Source organism: Limibacter armeniacum (assembly GCF_036880985.1).
GTDB lineage: Bacteria > Bacteroidota > Bacteroidia > Cytophagales > Flammeovirgaceae > Limibacter > Limibacter armeniacum.
Genome location: NZ_JBAJNO010000006.1, coordinates 160,633 through 177,965 on the forward strand (window position 1 = coordinate 160,633; position 17,333 = coordinate 177,965).

Below are 17,333 nucleotides of genomic sequence, written 5' to 3' on the forward strand. Positions count from 1 at the left end.
ATGAATAAGCGGTCTGAGAGGAAAGCTCCTCACCAGACCGCAAGACTAGGGTTTTTTAAGTATCAGAATTTATATGTGAAGTTGATGACAAAGTTTCTAGTCTTCTGTGGCTGTGCCCAGTAGCTGCTAGCCCAATATTCCTCATCTGTAAGGTTGTTCAGCTTAACACCGATGCGGTATTGTGGCTGGCTGTAGAACAAGGATGCGTTTAGTACAGTGTAAGCAGGGATAGTAAAAGTGTTGGCGTCATTCAGGAACGCATCGCTTACGTGGTTACCACCAAAGCCCAGTCCAAGACCTTTTACCTTGCCTTCCTGAATCTGGTAGCTAGTCCAGAAGTTAGCCGAGTGCTCAGGCGTTGAGTATGGACGATTGCCCTCTATGTCTTCCGCAGCCTTTGTGTATTCACTGTCGTTGTAGCCATATCCCGCCACAATGTTCCAGCCTTCAACCGGATTGGCGATCAGCTCAAACTCAAATCCTTTACTGTTTTGTGTACCATCCTGTACTGCATTGAAAGCACCAATATTGTCATTGTCAGGAATGCTTCTTACAATGTCCCTAACCGTGATATCATAGTAGCTTAACGTAGTGCTCAGCTTGTTGCCGAAAAGTTGAGATTTTACACCAGCTTCCAGTTGAGTCGCATGCTCTGGCTTGAATACGATCGTGTTGTTATCCGCTGTCGTTTCAGGTGCTACGTTCTTGAAGCCATCCATATAGTTGGCAAACAGTGATACCTTTTTCTCAATGACCTGATATACAACCCCCAACTTTGGTGAGAATGCTGTCTGTTTGAATTCATCCGTCAGGTTTTCAAAGTGGTCAACACGAAGGCTGGCCATCACTGAAAGTGCATCTGTGATATTCAATACGTTTGAGACATAAGCACTGTATGTGTTGTTCTGTCTCTTGTATCTCAAGAATGGGTCAGTTTCTGCAATAGTCGCTTCATATTTCTCCTGATTGATATCCACATCAGGATCGTCGTGACTTACAGTATCATATACAAATCTTACCCTGCGGTCAGAAGTATTTAGCTGGTGGTAGTCCAAACCTGCTAGTAACTTGTTGGACATATTGCCAATCTTGAACTGCCCGATAAAGTTCTGCTGAACCTGAGTAGAGTTGAAGTTACTGACAATGTTCATCGGCATACGTCTCACCTGACTGTTGTCTAGGAACGTTAAGAACAGGTAGTTGGCGTTGTTGTCCGTATTAGCCGTTGATAGGTTGGTAACAGAAGTCCACTTGGGTGAAATTTTGTAGGTCGCTTTTGCAAAAACGTTGAATACATTCGCCTCACTTTGCAGTTGGTCACTTCCGTAAGAATGCTCAAAGCTGTAGTCCAGCTCATCGAAGTTGGTAGCTGTTACACCACCACTGATGCCGAAATAGTTACTCGGTCTGTTAGTATGGAAAAGCTCCGCTTCTATATTCAGGGTTAGCTTGTCATTGACTTTGTATACCAAGTTAGGGGCAACAGACCATGACTTCTGACGGCCGTGATCCTGAAAGCTGTTTTCATTGTGTTTTGCCACATTGACACGCAGCAAAGCTGTCTTGCTTTCATTGATTGGTGTATTCAAGTCAGCGGTAAAACGTGACAGACCGAAGCTGCCAGTAGAGTAGCCAACGGAACCACTTAGTCTTTGGTGAGGCTGTTTTGTTACTTTGTTGATCAGGCCACCATATGAAGTATATGTCGAACCAAACAGCGTAGCAGATGGACCTTTGATAACCTCAATTCGTTCAAGATTGGAAGGGTCTGATAGGGTTACATAGTTGGTCGCCATACCGTTTCTCATCGCAATGCCGGTACTGAAACCACGCATGTTTACGCTTAGTCCAACACCTCCTGAACCGACACCTTCTACTACACTGTTGATGCCCGGTGCATTCTGAACTGCTCCGTGAATATCAGTAGTTAGTTGCTCTTCCATCAATGCGCTTGAGACCACAGAATAGGCTTGAGGATTTTCAAGATAAGAAAGAGGTAGTCTTGCAATATAATCAGACTGTTTATCCTCAAATTTGTTGATTCTGTGATCTGTAATGGTGATCTCATCCAGCTCACGGCTGCTTTCCTGAAGTGTAATGCGTTCAACTTCAGTGGTGGTTCCTTCTGTGATTTGTACAGACTTGTATTGTGTCTCCAAACCGACAAAAGAAACTTTTAATGAGTAAGAACCCACCGGAATGTTGTTGATCTGGAAATGTCCGTCAGCGTCTGTGACAGTGCCCATTGGTGTATCTTCAAGGATTACATTGATATACACAGCAGGTACTCCATCAGCGGTTTGGATATTTCCTTTCAGGTTTCCTTTTTGGGCAATCGTAAAAGCAGGCAATGCAAATAGCATAAAGAGTACTCCCAGTAAATGTTTTAGTCTCATTGCTTAATTATATTATTAGATAATTGTTATTTATAATCAGTCTAAATAAATTGACAGCGCAAAATTAGCTATATAAGCAAATGACCATTAACGCGAGAGGTATTTTTTAATGACGCCAGAGGGATTGATTATGAAAAGCATATTCAAAAGCAGTATTTATCAGGGGGGAATAGTGCAGAAATCGTATGAACAGGATTTCAAGCAGAAAGATTTTTTTTGTGAGAAAAAGCTCTCTTCACCATATAATATAGCAGAAGGATTTACCCGTGTCATTCAGATGGATGGCATCGAGATCGAGCATAGGGACTTAAATCTTAAAGAGGCACATCAGGTGAAGGTAGCCCATGATTTTCCATTCCTGAAGATGCATTTTGAGATGAAAGGAATGTCCTCGTTCGTCAGGAATAATAAGGGAAGTATGGATGCGCTAATACCTGCTGGTACCCACCAGCTGATGTACTTTCCGGAGGTGAAGGGTACTTTATCCTATCCTTCGGGTCATCGTTATACGCTGGAAGTGAAATTGGCAGTCTGTTACTTAAAGAAAATATTCGGAGAGGATTTGTCGCTCATTGAAAAGTTTGGGGTAAAGGTCGAGCAGGATCAGCCAGTTAAGTTGGGAGAGTGTAGTCGCCCGATTTCACCTGCCATGATGCAGAACATTATGGATATTATTCACTGTCCGTTGGTGGGAGTTAGCAAGAAAGTATTTATTGAAGCCAAGTTGATGGAGTTGTTGATCTTACAGATTGAACAGTCCAAAGTGCCTGAAGCCGAAAAGAAAATATGGAAAGGCGAGGATATTGATAAGTTGCATTTTGTAAAGGATTACCTGAACCAGCACCTCGATCAGCACCTATCAATGGACGACTTGGTTCGTGAATCCGGACTTAACAGTTATAAGCTGAAAAAGGGGTTTAAGGAGCATTTTGGCAATACCGTTTTCGGGTACTGGTCTGACATTAAACTGCATAAAGCCAAACAGATGATTGTGGATGAAAACATTTCAATCACGGAGGCTTCTTTTATGATCGGTTTCAAGAATCCTCAGCATTTTACTGCGGCATTCAAGAAACATTTTGGCTATTTGCCTAGCGCTTTAAAAAGAGGGTAGCTATTTATTTCAAAAAAATTGCTTTTCATACTACAATTAAATTCTTCATTTTTTCCTTGATGAAAAAATGAAGCAAAAAAAATCAAGGCTTTGAAGAATTTGCCTAATTTTAATCTGTATAAGCTGAAAATTCCACAACTCGCTACGCTCAAACAAAGGAATTTTCTTAACACCTATCACAGATTAAAATTTTAACGACAATTCTTCAAGGCCGTTTTTAATACTAACCTGAAAATCAGATAAGTGAGTGTTATCACGAAACATAAATTCGTAATAACCTTAATAAAACAACAACTCATTTGGAATAACGCCTACCTTAAAGGAATCAACCTTGGCTCCGTTTTCTTCATAACGGAATACCCACCCTTTCTGCACATAGTCAATGGCATCCGTTACATAAATACGGCGGTCGTGTGGGTTGTAGCCCAATCCATAAAACAACCTTCCATTTTCAGGGATAATGGGATTTTCTTCCAGTTTGTCTGTATCAATCTCGTGCTTGAATACCCCACCATTTAAGTAATAGAGTACAGTGCCACTACCATCAATTCTCAAGCGTGATGGGTTGGAGGCAGCTTCATTAGAAAATGACATGTTCTTTCTGATGGTCATTGTTTCAGGATCTACCTGTACAAGGGCAGGTGTAGCCCCGATCAAATCCCCAAAACAAAGTACCCATACCTGATTCAGGGCATCGACCTGTATATCAATAGGGCCATTAGGTAGTGCAAGACTGTCCACTACCTGATCGGTTGTGCCATCTATTTTCAAGAGCAGTTGTCCACCTTCACGGCGGCTGTCAAAGACGGTACGGGTTTGGGTCATATACACATGGTTGTTTACCCTGACCATTTTTTCTGTCCAGCCTGAGGTAGGAACGGTTTTGATCAGTGAGTCAGCTGCTAAATCCAAGACATAAAAGTGATCAGCATAAAGATCAGTAACATACCCTTTTTTCGAGGAGAGTGGCAACAGGTAACGCGGACTGCTTTTGGGAATGTTGATGCGCCCTTGCCATTCCATGTTATAAGGGTTTACCACTTCTATTCTTGCTGAGTTATTAATCACGATATACCCCTTACCATTATGTAGTAGCATCGACTGTGCAACATTGCCCAGCTCAAAGCCATTTTTCTGTTTGAAAACACTTTCAGAAACCTGTTTTGTTTCAGGGTTGAAGTGGGTCACGGTGCCGTAACCCCAATCAAAGTTTCCCTCATTGACTACATAAATCCCATTAGGGTAATCCCCTGAGGCTTCACCCAAATCTGTAAGTGGGAGAGAGTCTTCTACTTCATTGCACCCAAGATGGAAAATAAGGGATAGTAAAAAAATAAGTACGAGTCTGTTAGTCATGTTTTTAAGGATTTAAATGGTAGGTAAGTGTAAGCTGATAGGTACGTGTCGGCATTGCTTTTCGGGCAATGGACTGGTAATGATAGCCGAATAGGTTATCAATCCGAGCTTCAGCTGTCAGGCGGTGCTGACGGATGTCAAACGTATAACCGGCAATCAGGTTGGATAGGTAATAGGGAGGAAGCCATGAACTGCCATCAGTCTGGATAAGCCGCTTGCCATATCCCAATTGTTCAAACCTGATGGTGGTTTTCTGGTAACGGAAACGCAAATATCCTTGAAAACTACCCACAGGAGTATAGATAAGTTGTCTGCCAACGGATTCGTCCAGATCGGTATAGGGTAACTGGTTTTCTGACTTTACAAAAGAATAGGAGGCAAAGGCATCTAGTTTCCAGTTGGTCTTTTGGTAAGTAGCAGAAAGTACCTGCTCAATTCCTCTCGAATAAACCTGTCGCATATTGATGGGTTGCCACAGGTTGCCTGAGCTGCCTCTGGGTTGCCAAACAATCCAGTTGTCAATCAGTGAGGCAAATGCCGTAATCTCATATTTGTATTGCCAATGCTCATGGTTGTTGTTGTCATAACTGAGACCAGCTTCTGACATCCAACCTTCTTCCGGAAGCAAGTCAGGGTTTCCGGCAGCTCCCCAGTAGCGGTCGTTAAGGGATGGTGCATGGAAGTTTCGGGATATATTTCCCTTTACTGAAAGTGAGCGGTTTTCTTTTTCCCATATAAGGTAATCTGCTCCCAAGGAGGGCAAAAATGGTTTGGTCTCTCCGTCAATCCACTGCTGACGAAAAAGCAGACTCATGGATAACCTTGAGGAAGGAAGCCACTCCACACTGGTTGACAGGTCAACTGTTTCTTGTGCTCTGATGATTCGTTCTCCTGTGGCAAAGTCCAGATAATTGCCACTGTTGATCTTGTCCAAATTGAACCGTCCGCTGCCTTGTAAGTACCATTTTTCGGATAACTTGAACTTGGCTTTCCCCACGGATTGTAAGGTTTGGGCTTCGCTATCTGAGGTGAGCAGTTTGGGAGGATCATCATTATTGATCTCCTTTTCATAATTTCTGCTGTCGTTGATATAGGCAGTACGAAAACTCAGCTCCTTACTGGGGGCTTTCATCTGCCACTCCCCAAGTACCCGCAAGACATTATTGCCCAATGAGGCATATTCATTTTCCTTGTCCATGGAAGGGGGTAATGCCCTTTCATCTTCCTGATACCATACTTTTACACCGACTGTCTGTGATGAGGAAATCTTGGCTGTAAGTTCTTCCAGCAAACCGTATTGCCGCTGTTTTGAATGTTTATTGCTCCAGACAGGGTTGTCGGGCTGTAGCGGATTGACAAAGTCAAAACGGTTGGCAGCGTCTTTCAGGAAGACCTTGGTGGTACTGTGTATTTTGGAATTACCAAGTGAAATACTGCCGTTGGTAATATAGTTATGAAGGCTATTGGCTGATTGGGAGAACATGGCATAGTACTTCTCTTCCCAAGCTACTCGGCTGTTCAATTGAATGGCACCACCTAGTCCGCCTGTTCCTTGTGAAAGGCTACTGGCACCGTAATTTACTTGTACTTCATCTGTGAAAGCAACCGGAAACATGGATAAGTCCACTTGCCCCAGCATTGGGGAATTAAGGTTGATGTCGTTCCAGTAAAGTTGTGTGTGGCTGGCGCCAGTCCCTCTGAAAGAAGGAGTGGCTGTACCACCTGCACCATAATTCTTGACAAAGATGGGTGTTTTCAGCGTGAGCAATTCACCTAAAGTAGCAGTTAGGTTCTCTTGTAAAATAGCTTTCTCGAGATAGGTATTCTTGAAGCTCACCCTTTCAGGTAGCCTTTCTGTAATCACAGTCACCTCCTGAAGTATTCGTACAGAATCTTTATCCTGAGCATTAGCAGATACTATGGTGACAGTAAAAAAGATGATGAAAAAGATAGGCAACAGCCTGTTCCTGTGTATGATCATATTTGAGGAAAACCTTCCGGCTGGTGAAGTACAGGGGGAGCTTCACCAGACCTGGAAGGTAAGTTTGAGATGTAAAAATTATGGTTGTATCATCTGGTAGTCAAATGCACCACGAACCTCGGTTGAAATCTCGTTTAGCCATCCGGCTACCTGAAAGACACCTGTTTGTACTTTTATAAAGTCAATACCTTCCAATGTGACAGCATTGCCGTCCTGATCTACAGCATTGTCAATGTCAAAAAGGTTTGCCTTTAAAGTAGCATCATGATCTGTACCACCATAGTTTTCAGCATATCCCCAAGCAAAACGATCCTCGTAGTTAATCCACATTTGACCCTCAGGTGCTGCTGAATTATAATGTGAGTCAGGCAATTTGACACCAGAGAAAGTAACTTCTTCCTTGGAGTCATCCCACCACCAAGAACCTCCTGGCCAACCTGGCACCAGCTCTCCACTGTTTCCTTGGTTGTCTGTCCAGGTTACATTGGCACCTTCCTCTGGCTTGTAGTAAGTTACTTCATAATCCCTGATCGTTTCCTCATGGTCAAATTCGCTACCCTTGAGTTCAATCCACTCACTGTCATTTGGTAAGCCATCACCATTCAGGTCTTTCATAACATAAACTACAGCAGGCTCTGAACCAGCACCAGGCTGTGTGTAAACGCCGAAGTCATACCCTTCCTGATTAGTGATGGTATGGTCAAATCCGGCTGTGATATAACCACCCCATCCGCCTAGAAGTGCATATGCTACTGTGTCTCCAATAAAGTTGCTGCCATCAGCTCCCAAAGCATAGGAATTGGCGTGTTGGCCTGGTGCATATTGGTAATCGAATACCTGCGTGATAAAGGCAGAACTGTTGTCAGTGACTGGTCTGTCGTCAGCAGGTAATACTGTAAGACTGAATGCACGTTGGTCTTTTCCCGTTGTGGTCGTCAGCTGTAGGGTAACCTGATAGGTCACCAGTTGGTTAGGTGTAAAAATAAAGGTAGCTGATTGGCTATATTCTTCACCATCTACCAACCACAGGTAATCTGCATTTTCCCCGTTTTCCACCTCAACGCTGAGGGTAAATTCCTCATTAATTTTAATGGAATACCCTTCTTCAGGAATCTCAGAGATGATTTTGGGAAGCAGTATTTCTTCGTCTGATGAACAGCCTATAAATACTGTACTTACCAATACCAGTATATAGCATATATATTTCTTCATGATTTCAGTTTTTGGAAGTGAATTTGATTATTCTGAGAATAGTACCATGGCAGGGAAGCTGCCTACACCTGTCAGTTTTTGCTTCTGATTACCAGTACTTCCATCAATAATGAAAAGTGCATTGATCAGGTAGTCCATTCCATACCCTTTGATTCCCATGATATAGATATCATTGGATACAGGGTCTACATTCGGTTCTCCATAGATGATCCCTGTTTCTTCATCACTCCATGTTGAAAGGTCTGAGAACAGGCTTACGGTAGGGGTAGTCGTACTAAGGTCAACTAGGTAAATCTGCTTTTTTCCACTAGGTCTTACGAATACATTTTCTGTCGTGTGACTAGGCATAATGTTGGATGATCCTGTCCATCCGGCATTAAGGTTTACGCCTTCAGGCATCTCAATTTCCTTCAATGTTGTATAATCTGAGGAGGCAACTTTTAGCAAGGTGGAAGGAGTTCCACTTTGAGCAACCCAAAGGTTACCGTCTGTAGCTTCAGCAAATCCGCCAATGCTGCTGCCGAACGTTTCGGTATGGATCAGTTGATCAGTTGTGATATCCACTACATACAGGTTGCTGCCTGAGTAAGTGAAAAGCTTGTTGCCAATCACGATCGGTTGTGCCTTGGCAGCACCAACGCCACTGATATTGGTGACAGACTTAGCACTGAAGTCAATGATGGAGATGCCGTTGTTGTCGCGGACATAACCTTTTGTGGTACTGACCATTGCCAGATGGGTTGGCCAGCTCAATGAAACATCACTGGTGGTGATGGAGTCAACAGCCACCAAGGTTTCTTTATCGGCTACGATGATATAGTTGGGACCATTCTGGGAAATGAAATACACATAGTCACCAAAGTAGGATGCCGACTGGGTGACATTGCTAAGGGTTTTGCCTGGGTTCAGAGATGCATAAGCGTTGGTGAAAAGCGTGTTGCCACCTCTTTGAAGGAAGGACACACTTCCCATTTCATTACTCATGTTACCTTCATTGACAATCAGGGCTCCACCTAGAAGAGGAGCGACCTCAACTTGTTGTGTCAGTACGGAAGCGTAGTCAGTACCCTGTGCTGTAAAAGTGATCTGCTGTAATCCAACATCTCTGAGTACGTACTTGAATGTGAGTGAGTCACTTAAAACCTCATCGTGGACTACCCATTTAAAGCTGGTAAGGGCAGGATTCTCAATATTGGCGAATAGTGAGATAGTATCTCCTACCAGGTAGAACTCATTTTCTGACATACCATTGATCTGTACACCACTGTTGACTTGCAGCGTTACAACATCACTGATGGAACCACTTTCATTGATGGCATTGAATGCGATATTGTATTCACCTTCTGCCGTAAACGAATAGGTAAAAGAAATGTCTGTGGACAATTCTTCACCATTAATTTCCCAAGTGTATGATTGTGCATCTTGTGCATCGCCAACAAAGGTAACCTCTTCGCCAACAAAGAATGCCCCATTGGTTTCGGGTGATAGAATCTGTACTGAAGATGGAGGAATAGGATCGTCCTTGTCATCACATCCTGAAAATGTAATACCTAGCAGAAGTAGCCAGGAGAACCATAGCATTGAGTGCTGTCTCAATAATTTCATTTACAATAAATTTTTGTGTGAAAAAAGAGACAAAAGCTTTGGCAAAAGGGGGATATTGAAGGCTCCACAAAAAGTGAGAATTATGCACGTATAGCAAGTAAGGTAATGCATACCTGAGCTATCATGTAATTCTGCAAAAGTATTGTGGTAGCATTACCTTAACTCCCGAAGGCAAGCATTTGTCGAATGTCGAATGGCAGGTCTTCTGACTTACTTCATGCTTGCGGCCTTCTCATCTTCCGAAGAAAACAATGGCAAAAAAGCGCAAACACTGTAGAAGCTTACAGCTGCGGGGACAGTCCCGGTCTTTCACCGGATTCCCTATTAAATCCTTGCGGATACCAATTCGGGCACAAATATAGAACTCAGTTTGGTTTATTCTTTTTTATGGAAGGTGATTTTCATCAGAGTAGCAAAAAAAGTGTGACTCAAAACTCAGTTCTTCTTAATAGGTCACAACTGAAAAAAGCTTCCGGAAAACGAATTCCAGAAGCTCAAGGAGTTGGTTGAATGATTCCTTTATAAAAACTTTGGTGTAAAATTGATCATGACCCAAGTCCAGTTTTGCATGCCTTTGATGTTTGCATACTTTCCTGTATCTGTATTGAATTGTCCTTTTACCTGTTGCATGGAAGTTGTACCAAACATCTGGGAGTAACCCGCTTTGAATGTGATGTTTTCTGCTAGCTTTTTGACAAATACCAAATCCAGTTCCGTACCTAGATAACTGCCAAGTGTCGCTTCAGGGTCAGCAGATGACAGGTCATATACATCTGTTGGGGAGCTAAAGGCGTGTAGGTGTGCCAGCAAATTACTGCTTTCGCCTACCTTGAAAGTGGTTTTCAGGTAAATATCCACCAGTCCACCACTTTTGTTGTTACCTCCACCGTTGTGTCCGGAGCCTACATAGAAGTAATCCATAAAGCCATAAAACTTGTGGTTGGTACCATAGAGTGGTGCCCAGCCTTCCGTAACATCAGTTGTGCCCTTATCATCACCACTGATATAATCCACTCCCAAAAGCGGTTTTCCTTTTAAACCTGTATGCTGTAAGCTAAGGCTTAACATATAGGCAGACAACTTGTTGTCTTCAAGTTCAGGATTGGTAGCTGACAGTTTTTGTGTACCGGTAGAATAGTATAGCTGACCACTAAGGTTGAGTTTGTCCAGTTTGTAATTTGGTGAAATACCAAAATGATATAACGGGTAAGGATGACCTTCAGTTGGTTGCATAAAATCCACCAACCCCATAAACGAGATATTGGCTGTTCCGAACATCTTCTTGACATAACCCATCACTTGTGCCTTTGGAAGTGGCAACCCAAAACCAGTGTAGGTGTTGGCGCCAGCATATGCACCAGAATTGTAGAAGTTTCCAGTATTCTTGGCTGGCTCAGGACTGGAGGAGTCTGTCAAGCCATTCTGGTTGAAAGTACCCATCAGCTGGAACTCGTTTCCGATTGAATCCTTGTACAGGTACCTTACTGCATCAAAGGCTCTTGCCTGAGCAGCCCAGTCAAGCGTTCCGAAGAATCGGTGACCGTCGATAGCTACTTCCTGTCTACCGATACGGAAGGTGGAGTTTTTGGAAGGCTTATATTCACCATACGCCTCGTGTATGCTCAATAGGTTGTCTGCCTTGTTGATCTGTCCTGTTTCTCCCCAGATTCTCACATCCTGTACTGACAGTTTGAATCCTAATTTACTTTGGGAATAACCAGCAGTAATACGCGCTCTATGCTCTACAAAGGCCGCTACTTCTGTGTCAGTCAGGATGGGTGCTTTGAATCCGTTTCTAACCTCAGCTCTGGGACGGTATTGTCCTTCCAATGTAAACTGTGCATTGGCATAAAGAGTACAGCATAAGCAACATATCGTCAGGGTAAATTTTTTCAATAGGTTCATGAGTTTATAGCAATTATTTACTGTAATGGTTTGAAGAGTGAAAGTGGAGCGGTCAAGCAACAGCTCCACATCTATAATATTGGGTTATGCAACAAGTGAAGCTTCTTTTGCTTTGAGTTCGGCTTCCAAAGCTTCCAGTCTTTCCTGTTCAGCTACGGCAGCTTTTTCATCCTCATCTGAGAATTTCACGCCTAAACCAAGGAACCCGATAGCTGCCACAACCACCCCGAAGTAGAGGAAGCAATCCTCCAATGGCGAGCCACTTCTCAAAAGGAATTGTGCATACATGACAGCACCAACATTGCCCCCTGCACCTACGATACCTGCTACAGCTCCCAGTGCTTTTTTATTGATAAATGGTACTACAGAGTAGGTAGCGCCTTCAGCCATTTGAACAAACAGTGAGAAAACAATCATAGTGGCAATGGCAACACCCAATATGTCCATTTGAGAGAAGATGGTTAGGGCAATACCTTCAATTACCATCACTATAACCAGCCACTTTACTCTACCGGCAAGACCTCCAGTTTTGGAGAATCGGTCACCTAGCCAGCCTCCCATAGATCTTGCGAACAGGTTCATCAGGCCGAACAGTGCCGCGACCATTCCGGCCGTAGTTTCATTGAGCAGAAATTTGGTTTGGTAATAAGTTGCGGCTCTGCCATTGACAAACAGTTCCATCCCGAAACAACCCGCATAGATAGCAAACAGGATCCATACTCGACGGTCTTTCATGGCTTCGATAAAGGTATTGGTAGGCTTTTCTTCTGAGTTTGTTGACTCATCCGCTTTTTGGTCTTCCATATTTCCTTTTGGAGTGTCAGTAGTGTATTTCCAGTACAGGAAAGCAACTACCAGCATGATCAGGGCAGGTACAAACATGGCAGGTCTCCATTTCGAAAGTTCAGACTCTGCAAAACCCAATGCCAGCATTCCTGAAGCGATCAGTGGCATTAAAGCTTGTGTAACACCACCACCAAGATTACCCCAACCTGCGGTAGTGGCATTGGCAATACCCACTACATTAGGAGCAAACATGACAGAAGTATGGTACTGGGTAATCACGAAAGAGGCACCAATTACACCAATGGCCATCCTGGAGAGCAAGTAGGTTTCCCAAGTTGTGGCAAAGGAGGAGGATATTACGGCGAAAGCACCGAATATCAGTAAGTAGACATAACTTTTTCTAGGGCCAAACTTGTCACACATGCTGCCTATAAAAAGGCGGGCAAAGATGGTGACCCCAACGGAGGCGATAAAGGCAGTGATCTTCTGCGCTTTAGTGAGGTCAAGGTCAGGCCCAATGGTTGAGTTCATCAATGGGGCATGGGCAAACCAACCAAAGAAACATAGGAAGAATGCGAGCCAGCTCAGGTGAAATGTTCTCATCTGAACTGATTTGAAATCCAGCAAATTAATGCGGGTTGCTTTTTCAAGGTTTGGAGTGGATGTACGCATATCATTCATTATTTAGTGTGAATACATTAATTAAGTATTTATACGTACAATTTATTACCTCTCAGAAATGAAAACTATGCGGGTTTACAGGGTTCAATAAGTTTTTAAACATAAAAAAACCTGCGTTATAGCAGGTTTTTTAAGCAAGGTACTGTAAGACAGTGTTTTGGTTGGTTATCGCTCTGAATAAAAGTGATGTTTATTGATTTCGTTTTTAAGTAATTCTACGTTGGGTATGCCTATTTTTTTCCCTTTAGCAGTTAGCAATGCCTCTTTTTTAAGGGCTGAGATAATTCTGATCACCTGTTCATCTGTTGTGCCGGCATAGTCCGCGATCTCTTTGCGTGACATTTCCAAGTCAATAAAGCCATGGCGTTGACCAAACTTTCGATTGATGTGAAGTAATGTGTCAATCACTTTTTCCTTGACATTCATCTGTGCCAAATTCCTCACTTTGGTTTCGCTACGGTCAAGCTCTTCTGAGTAAAAGCGCATCAGGTTATAGGCCAATGTATTGTTAGATTCAAAGAACAGGTTCAAAACCTGATTGGGAACATGGCAGATGGTACTATCTTCCATGGTGGTCGCATTGATCTTGTAAACTTCTCCAGCACCATAACCACGGTGCCCAACTACATCCCCATTTCCGGCAAAACGGAGTATTTGCTCTTTCCCTTGATACCCCATGACACTCACCTTTACTTTGCCGCTTCGGATAAAATACAGTCCATATACAGGGCTTCCTTCAAGGATAAAAGTCTGTCCTTTTCTGCATTTGATTCCTTTGATACTGATATCATTTTCCAATTCAGAAGAGAGAGGAAGACTTTTCTTGATCAGGCAATTATGGTTCAAACAGCTAAGACATTCCATAGCGAATAAGATTCAGAGGTGGATATTGTACTATTCAGGCTGACTCAATTGGTTGGCTTTCAGTATTTCTAAAGGACTTCTGTGTTTTACCACTTCCCCGATGATGATGATGCCCGGTGTACCAATCTGCTGCTCTCTTACCTTTGCCTCAATATCGGAAAGTGTACCAGTGACAAATTGCTGATTATCCCATGTGGCATTCTGTACGATGGCTACAGGTTCATCCTTGCTGCGGTACATGCTGAACAATTGAGTGATCAATGAAAGTTTGCCAAGTCCCATCAATATCAGTACGGTAGCCGAAGACTGGGCTGAAAGCGGTAAGTCTTTTGATAGCGAGTTGGATTGTGTAGTGCCTGTAATCACCCAGAAGCTTTCGCTGACACCACGGCAAGTTACAGGAATTCCGATCGAGGCGGGTGCACTGGTTACACTGCTGATGCCAGGTATGATCTCGACCTGAATACCAAAAGCCGATGCAGCATTTATTTCCTCCTGACCTCTACCAAATACCAAAGGATCACCGCCTTTCAGTCTAACCACATGACCATGGGAGAAAGCAAAGTCTATTATCAGTTGGTTGATTTCTTCCTGAGGTAAGTAATGGTGTCCTGCTCTTTTTCCAACAAACACTTTTTTAGCATTTGTAGCATGGTCCAGCAATTCAGGATTTACTAATGCATCATATAGGATGACATCTGCAGCTTGTAATGCCTTCATACCTTTTATACTTATAAGGTCTTTGTCCCCAGGTCCTGCTCCTACAAGCGTCAGTTTTGGTTGGATTTGTTGAACACTCATCTACGTATATTTTTAGTTTCCACTTGCTTTCCTAATTAATTCGTAAGTAATATTAAGTATAATTACGTAATTATGAAATTATTTTATTAAAATTACTACGTAAAAGGAGTTCAAATCTAAATCTTGACGGTATGAAGCATGTAATAGTAGTGGGGAACGGCATGGTGGGATACAAGTTCTGTGAAAAGCTTAGAGCGAAAGCTGACAGTACAAAGGTTAAGGTAACAGTCATTGGGGAAGAAGTACTTCCTGCCTATGATAGGGTACATCTCAGTGAGTATTTTGAAACAGGTGAAAAAGAGCAACTGTTGATGGCGCCCCGAGACTGGTATGCAGAAAATGATATTGAACTGATTACCGGAACACTGGTCAACCATATTAATAGGGAAGAAAAGGCTGTGAGTACCTACGATGGGAAACATTTCCACTATGATATGCTGGTGCTTGCTACGGGATCTTCTGCTTTTGTGCCCCCTATTCCGGGAGTAGAGAAACAAGGCGTTTTTGTGTACCGCACCTTGGAGGACCTTGATGCGATTATGGCTTATGGAAAAGATTGTCAGAATGCGACTGTGATAGGAGGAGGTTTACTCGGACTAGAGGCTGCTAAAGCCGTCAAAGATATGGGGCTTACAGCTCATGTAGTTGAAATGGCTCCAAGACTAATGCCAAGGCAACTGGATGACAGAGGAGCGAAGATGCTTAGTAACACGCTTGAAAAGATGGGACTGCAATTCCACTTGTCCAAAAGGTCTGAAAGTATTGTGGGAGCAGATGCTGTCACAGGGTTAGCCTTTCAAGATGGAGAGATTTTACATACGGATATGGTCATCATATCTGCAGGAATCAAACCAAGGGATGAGTTGGCAAGACAATGTGGGTTACCTGTTGGAGAAAGAGGCGGCGTAGTGGTAGATGGGGAATTGAAAACTGCTGACCCAAATATTTTTGCAATCGGTGAAGTAGCTCTATTTGAAGGAATGATCTATGGGTTGGTAGCACCTGGATATGAGATGGCTGAAATAGTGGCAGCCCAAATAGCTGAGGTGGACTATACCCCTTTTGAAGGAGCAGATATGTCAACCAAACTCAAGCTGGTCGGTACAGAGGTGGGCAGTTTTGGTGATGCACTGATGGAAAGCAGGGAAGGCACTTCCATCGTCATGGAGGATCAGTTCAAGGGAATATACAAAAGAATCAACCTGTCTGCGGATGGTAAAAGATTGCTTGGAGGAGTGTTGGTTGGAGATACGTCAAGGTACAATATCCTGCACCAGATGGTATTGAATGAAATGCCGCTTCCCCCACATCCGGAAGACCTTATTGCAGAGGCAAGGGAGGGGGCACCAGTTGGAAATGGTGTAGCTGATTTACCTGATGGTGCGCAGGTTTGTTCTTGTGAGAACGTGACCAAAGGAGCTTTATGTCATACCATTGAAAAGGAAGAACTGTTGACATTGGATGCCATCAAGTCCTGTACCAAGGCAGGTACTGGATGTGGAGGTTGTGTGCCGATGGTAACGGACCTGATGAAGGAGTTGCACAAGAAGATGGGTAAGGAAGTTCGCAATGTCATTTGTGAGCATTTTGCTTACAGTCGTCAGGAGCTTTTCAGTCTGGTGAAAGTAAAGGGCATTCGGACTTACAGGGAGCTGTTGGCTGCTTATGGAAAAGGGAATGGCTGTGAAGTCTGTAAACCGGCAGTCGCCTCCATTTTAGCAAGTTGCTGGAATGAGTTGGTCGCCAAGCAGTCGACCATACAGGATACCAATGACCGTTTTCTTGCCAATATTCAAAAAGGGGGAAGCTATTCAGTAGTTCCACGTATTCCGGGTGGTGAGATTACACCTGACAAGCTGATTGTACTCGGACAAGTGGCTAAAAAATATGACCTGTACCTGAAAATTACAGGCGGTCAGCGCATTGACATGTTTGGGGCACATGTGGGAGACTTGCCAGACATCTGGGAAGAGTTGATTAATGCAGGTTTTGAAAGTGGACATGCATATGGAAAGTCACTCAGAACAGTGAAAAGCTGCGTGGGGTCTACTTGGTGTCGTTATGGTTTGCACGATTCCGTGTCTTTTGCCATAGAGGTGGAAAACCGTTACAAAGGTTTGAGAGCGCCACATAAGTTGAAAGGCGGGGTGTCTGGCTGTATTCGTGAGTGCGCAGAAGCAAGAGGAAAAGACTTCGGAATTATTGCGACGGAAAAAGGGTGGAACCTGTATGTGGCAGGTAATGGAGGTTCCAAACCACAACATGCACAGTTGCTGGCGGCAGATATCAGCTCCGAAGATTGTATCAAGTACTTAGACCGTTTCCTGATGTTTTACATCAAGACTGCTGAACCACTGAACAGAACGTCCACTTGGATCAGTAAACTGGAAGGTGGTTTGGATTATGTAAAGGATGTCGTGGTCAACGATTGTTTGGGGATAGGAGAAGAACTGGAGCAAGAGATGCAACAGCTGATAAATGTCTACAGCTGTGAATGGAAAGAGGTTGTAAATAATCCGGAGTTACGTAAACGCTTCAGGCATTTTGCTAACAGTGACGAAAAAGACCCGACAATCAAGTTTGAACCAATGCGTGAGCAGAAGAAACCGGTTAACTGGTAACATTTAATGCT

11 protein-coding genes and 1 riboswitch are annotated in these 17,333 nt (G+C 43.4%); of the genes, 2 read left to right on the top strand and 9 right to left on the bottom strand.

Features of this window, described 5'->3' with window-relative positions; genetic code table 11:
• Positions 1-62 precede the first annotated feature (62 nt).
• Positions 63-2,396, bottom strand: a complete 2,334-nt coding sequence (locus tag V6R21_RS05395; protein ID WP_334241582.1) for a TonB-dependent receptor — start codon at positions 2,394-2,396, stop codon at positions 63-65.
• A gap of 130 nt (positions 2,397-2,526) precedes the next feature.
• Here V6R21_RS05395 and V6R21_RS05400 point away from each other — a divergent pair, with 130 nt between their 5' ends.
• The gene (locus V6R21_RS05400; RefSeq protein ID WP_334241584.1) at positions 2,527-3,510 is read left to right on the top strand and encodes a helix-turn-helix domain-containing protein; all 984 of its coding nucleotides are present in this window, start codon (positions 2,527-2,529) and stop codon (positions 3,508-3,510) included.
• A gap of 279 nt (positions 3,511-3,789) precedes the next feature.
• Here V6R21_RS05400 and V6R21_RS05405 read toward each other — a convergent pair whose 3' ends face one another.
• The 8 genes from V6R21_RS05405 to cobA all read right to left on the bottom strand — a co-directional run bounded on the left by V6R21_RS05405 (position 3,790) and on the right by cobA (position 14,701).
• The gene (locus V6R21_RS05405; protein ID WP_334241587.1) at positions 3,790-4,866 is read right to left on the bottom strand and encodes a DUF5074 domain-containing protein; all 1,077 of its coding nucleotides are present in this window, start codon (positions 4,864-4,866) and stop codon (positions 3,790-3,792) included.
• 4 nt (positions 4,867-4,870) lie between these two features.
• Positions 4,871-6,847, bottom strand: a complete 1,977-nt coding sequence (locus tag V6R21_RS05410) for a TonB-dependent receptor (protein ID WP_334241589.1) — start codon at positions 6,845-6,847, stop codon at positions 4,871-4,873.
• Between the two features lie 78 nt (positions 6,848-6,925).
• The gene (locus tag V6R21_RS05415; RefSeq protein WP_334241591.1) at positions 6,926-8,059 is read right to left on the bottom strand and encodes a PKD-like domain-containing protein; all 1,134 of its coding nucleotides are present in this window, start codon (positions 8,057-8,059) and stop codon (positions 6,926-6,928) included.
• Between the two features lie 27 nt (positions 8,060-8,086).
• Positions 8,087-9,664 (bottom strand): DUF5074 domain-containing protein, encoded by a 1,578-nt coding sequence (locus V6R21_RS05420; protein ID WP_334241593.1) that lies wholly within the window; start codon positions 9,662-9,664, stop codon positions 8,087-8,089.
• Between the two features lie 178 nt (positions 9,665-9,842).
• Positions 9,843-10,026, bottom strand: a riboswitch (cobalamin riboswitch).
• A gap of 157 nt (positions 10,027-10,183) precedes the next feature.
• On the bottom strand, positions 10,184-11,560 hold the full coding sequence (locus tag V6R21_RS05425; RefSeq protein WP_334241595.1) for an alginate export family protein: 1,377 nt from the start codon (positions 11,558-11,560) through the stop codon (positions 10,184-10,186).
• Positions 11,561-11,653: 93 nt separating this feature from the next.
• Positions 11,654-13,027, bottom strand: a complete 1,374-nt coding sequence (locus V6R21_RS05430) for an MFS transporter (RefSeq protein WP_334241597.1) — start codon at positions 13,025-13,027, stop codon at positions 11,654-11,656.
• 174 nt (positions 13,028-13,201) lie between these two features.
• On the bottom strand, positions 13,202-13,900 hold the full coding sequence (locus V6R21_RS05435; RefSeq protein ID WP_334241599.1) for a Crp/Fnr family transcriptional regulator: 699 nt from the start codon (positions 13,898-13,900) through the stop codon (positions 13,202-13,204).
• A 30-nt stretch (positions 13,901-13,930) separates the two neighbouring features.
• On the bottom strand, positions 13,931-14,701 hold the full coding sequence (gene cobA / locus V6R21_RS05440) for a uroporphyrinogen-III C-methyltransferase (protein WP_334241602.1): 771 nt from the start codon (positions 14,699-14,701) through the stop codon (positions 13,931-13,933).
• 131 nt (positions 14,702-14,832) lie between these two features.
• Between cobA and nirB the strand changes: the two genes are divergently transcribed.
• Positions 14,833-17,322, top strand: a complete 2,490-nt coding sequence (gene nirB / locus V6R21_RS05445) for a nitrite reductase large subunit NirB (protein WP_334241604.1) — start codon at positions 14,833-14,835, stop codon at positions 17,320-17,322.
• Positions 17,323-17,333: the final 11 nt, after the last annotated feature.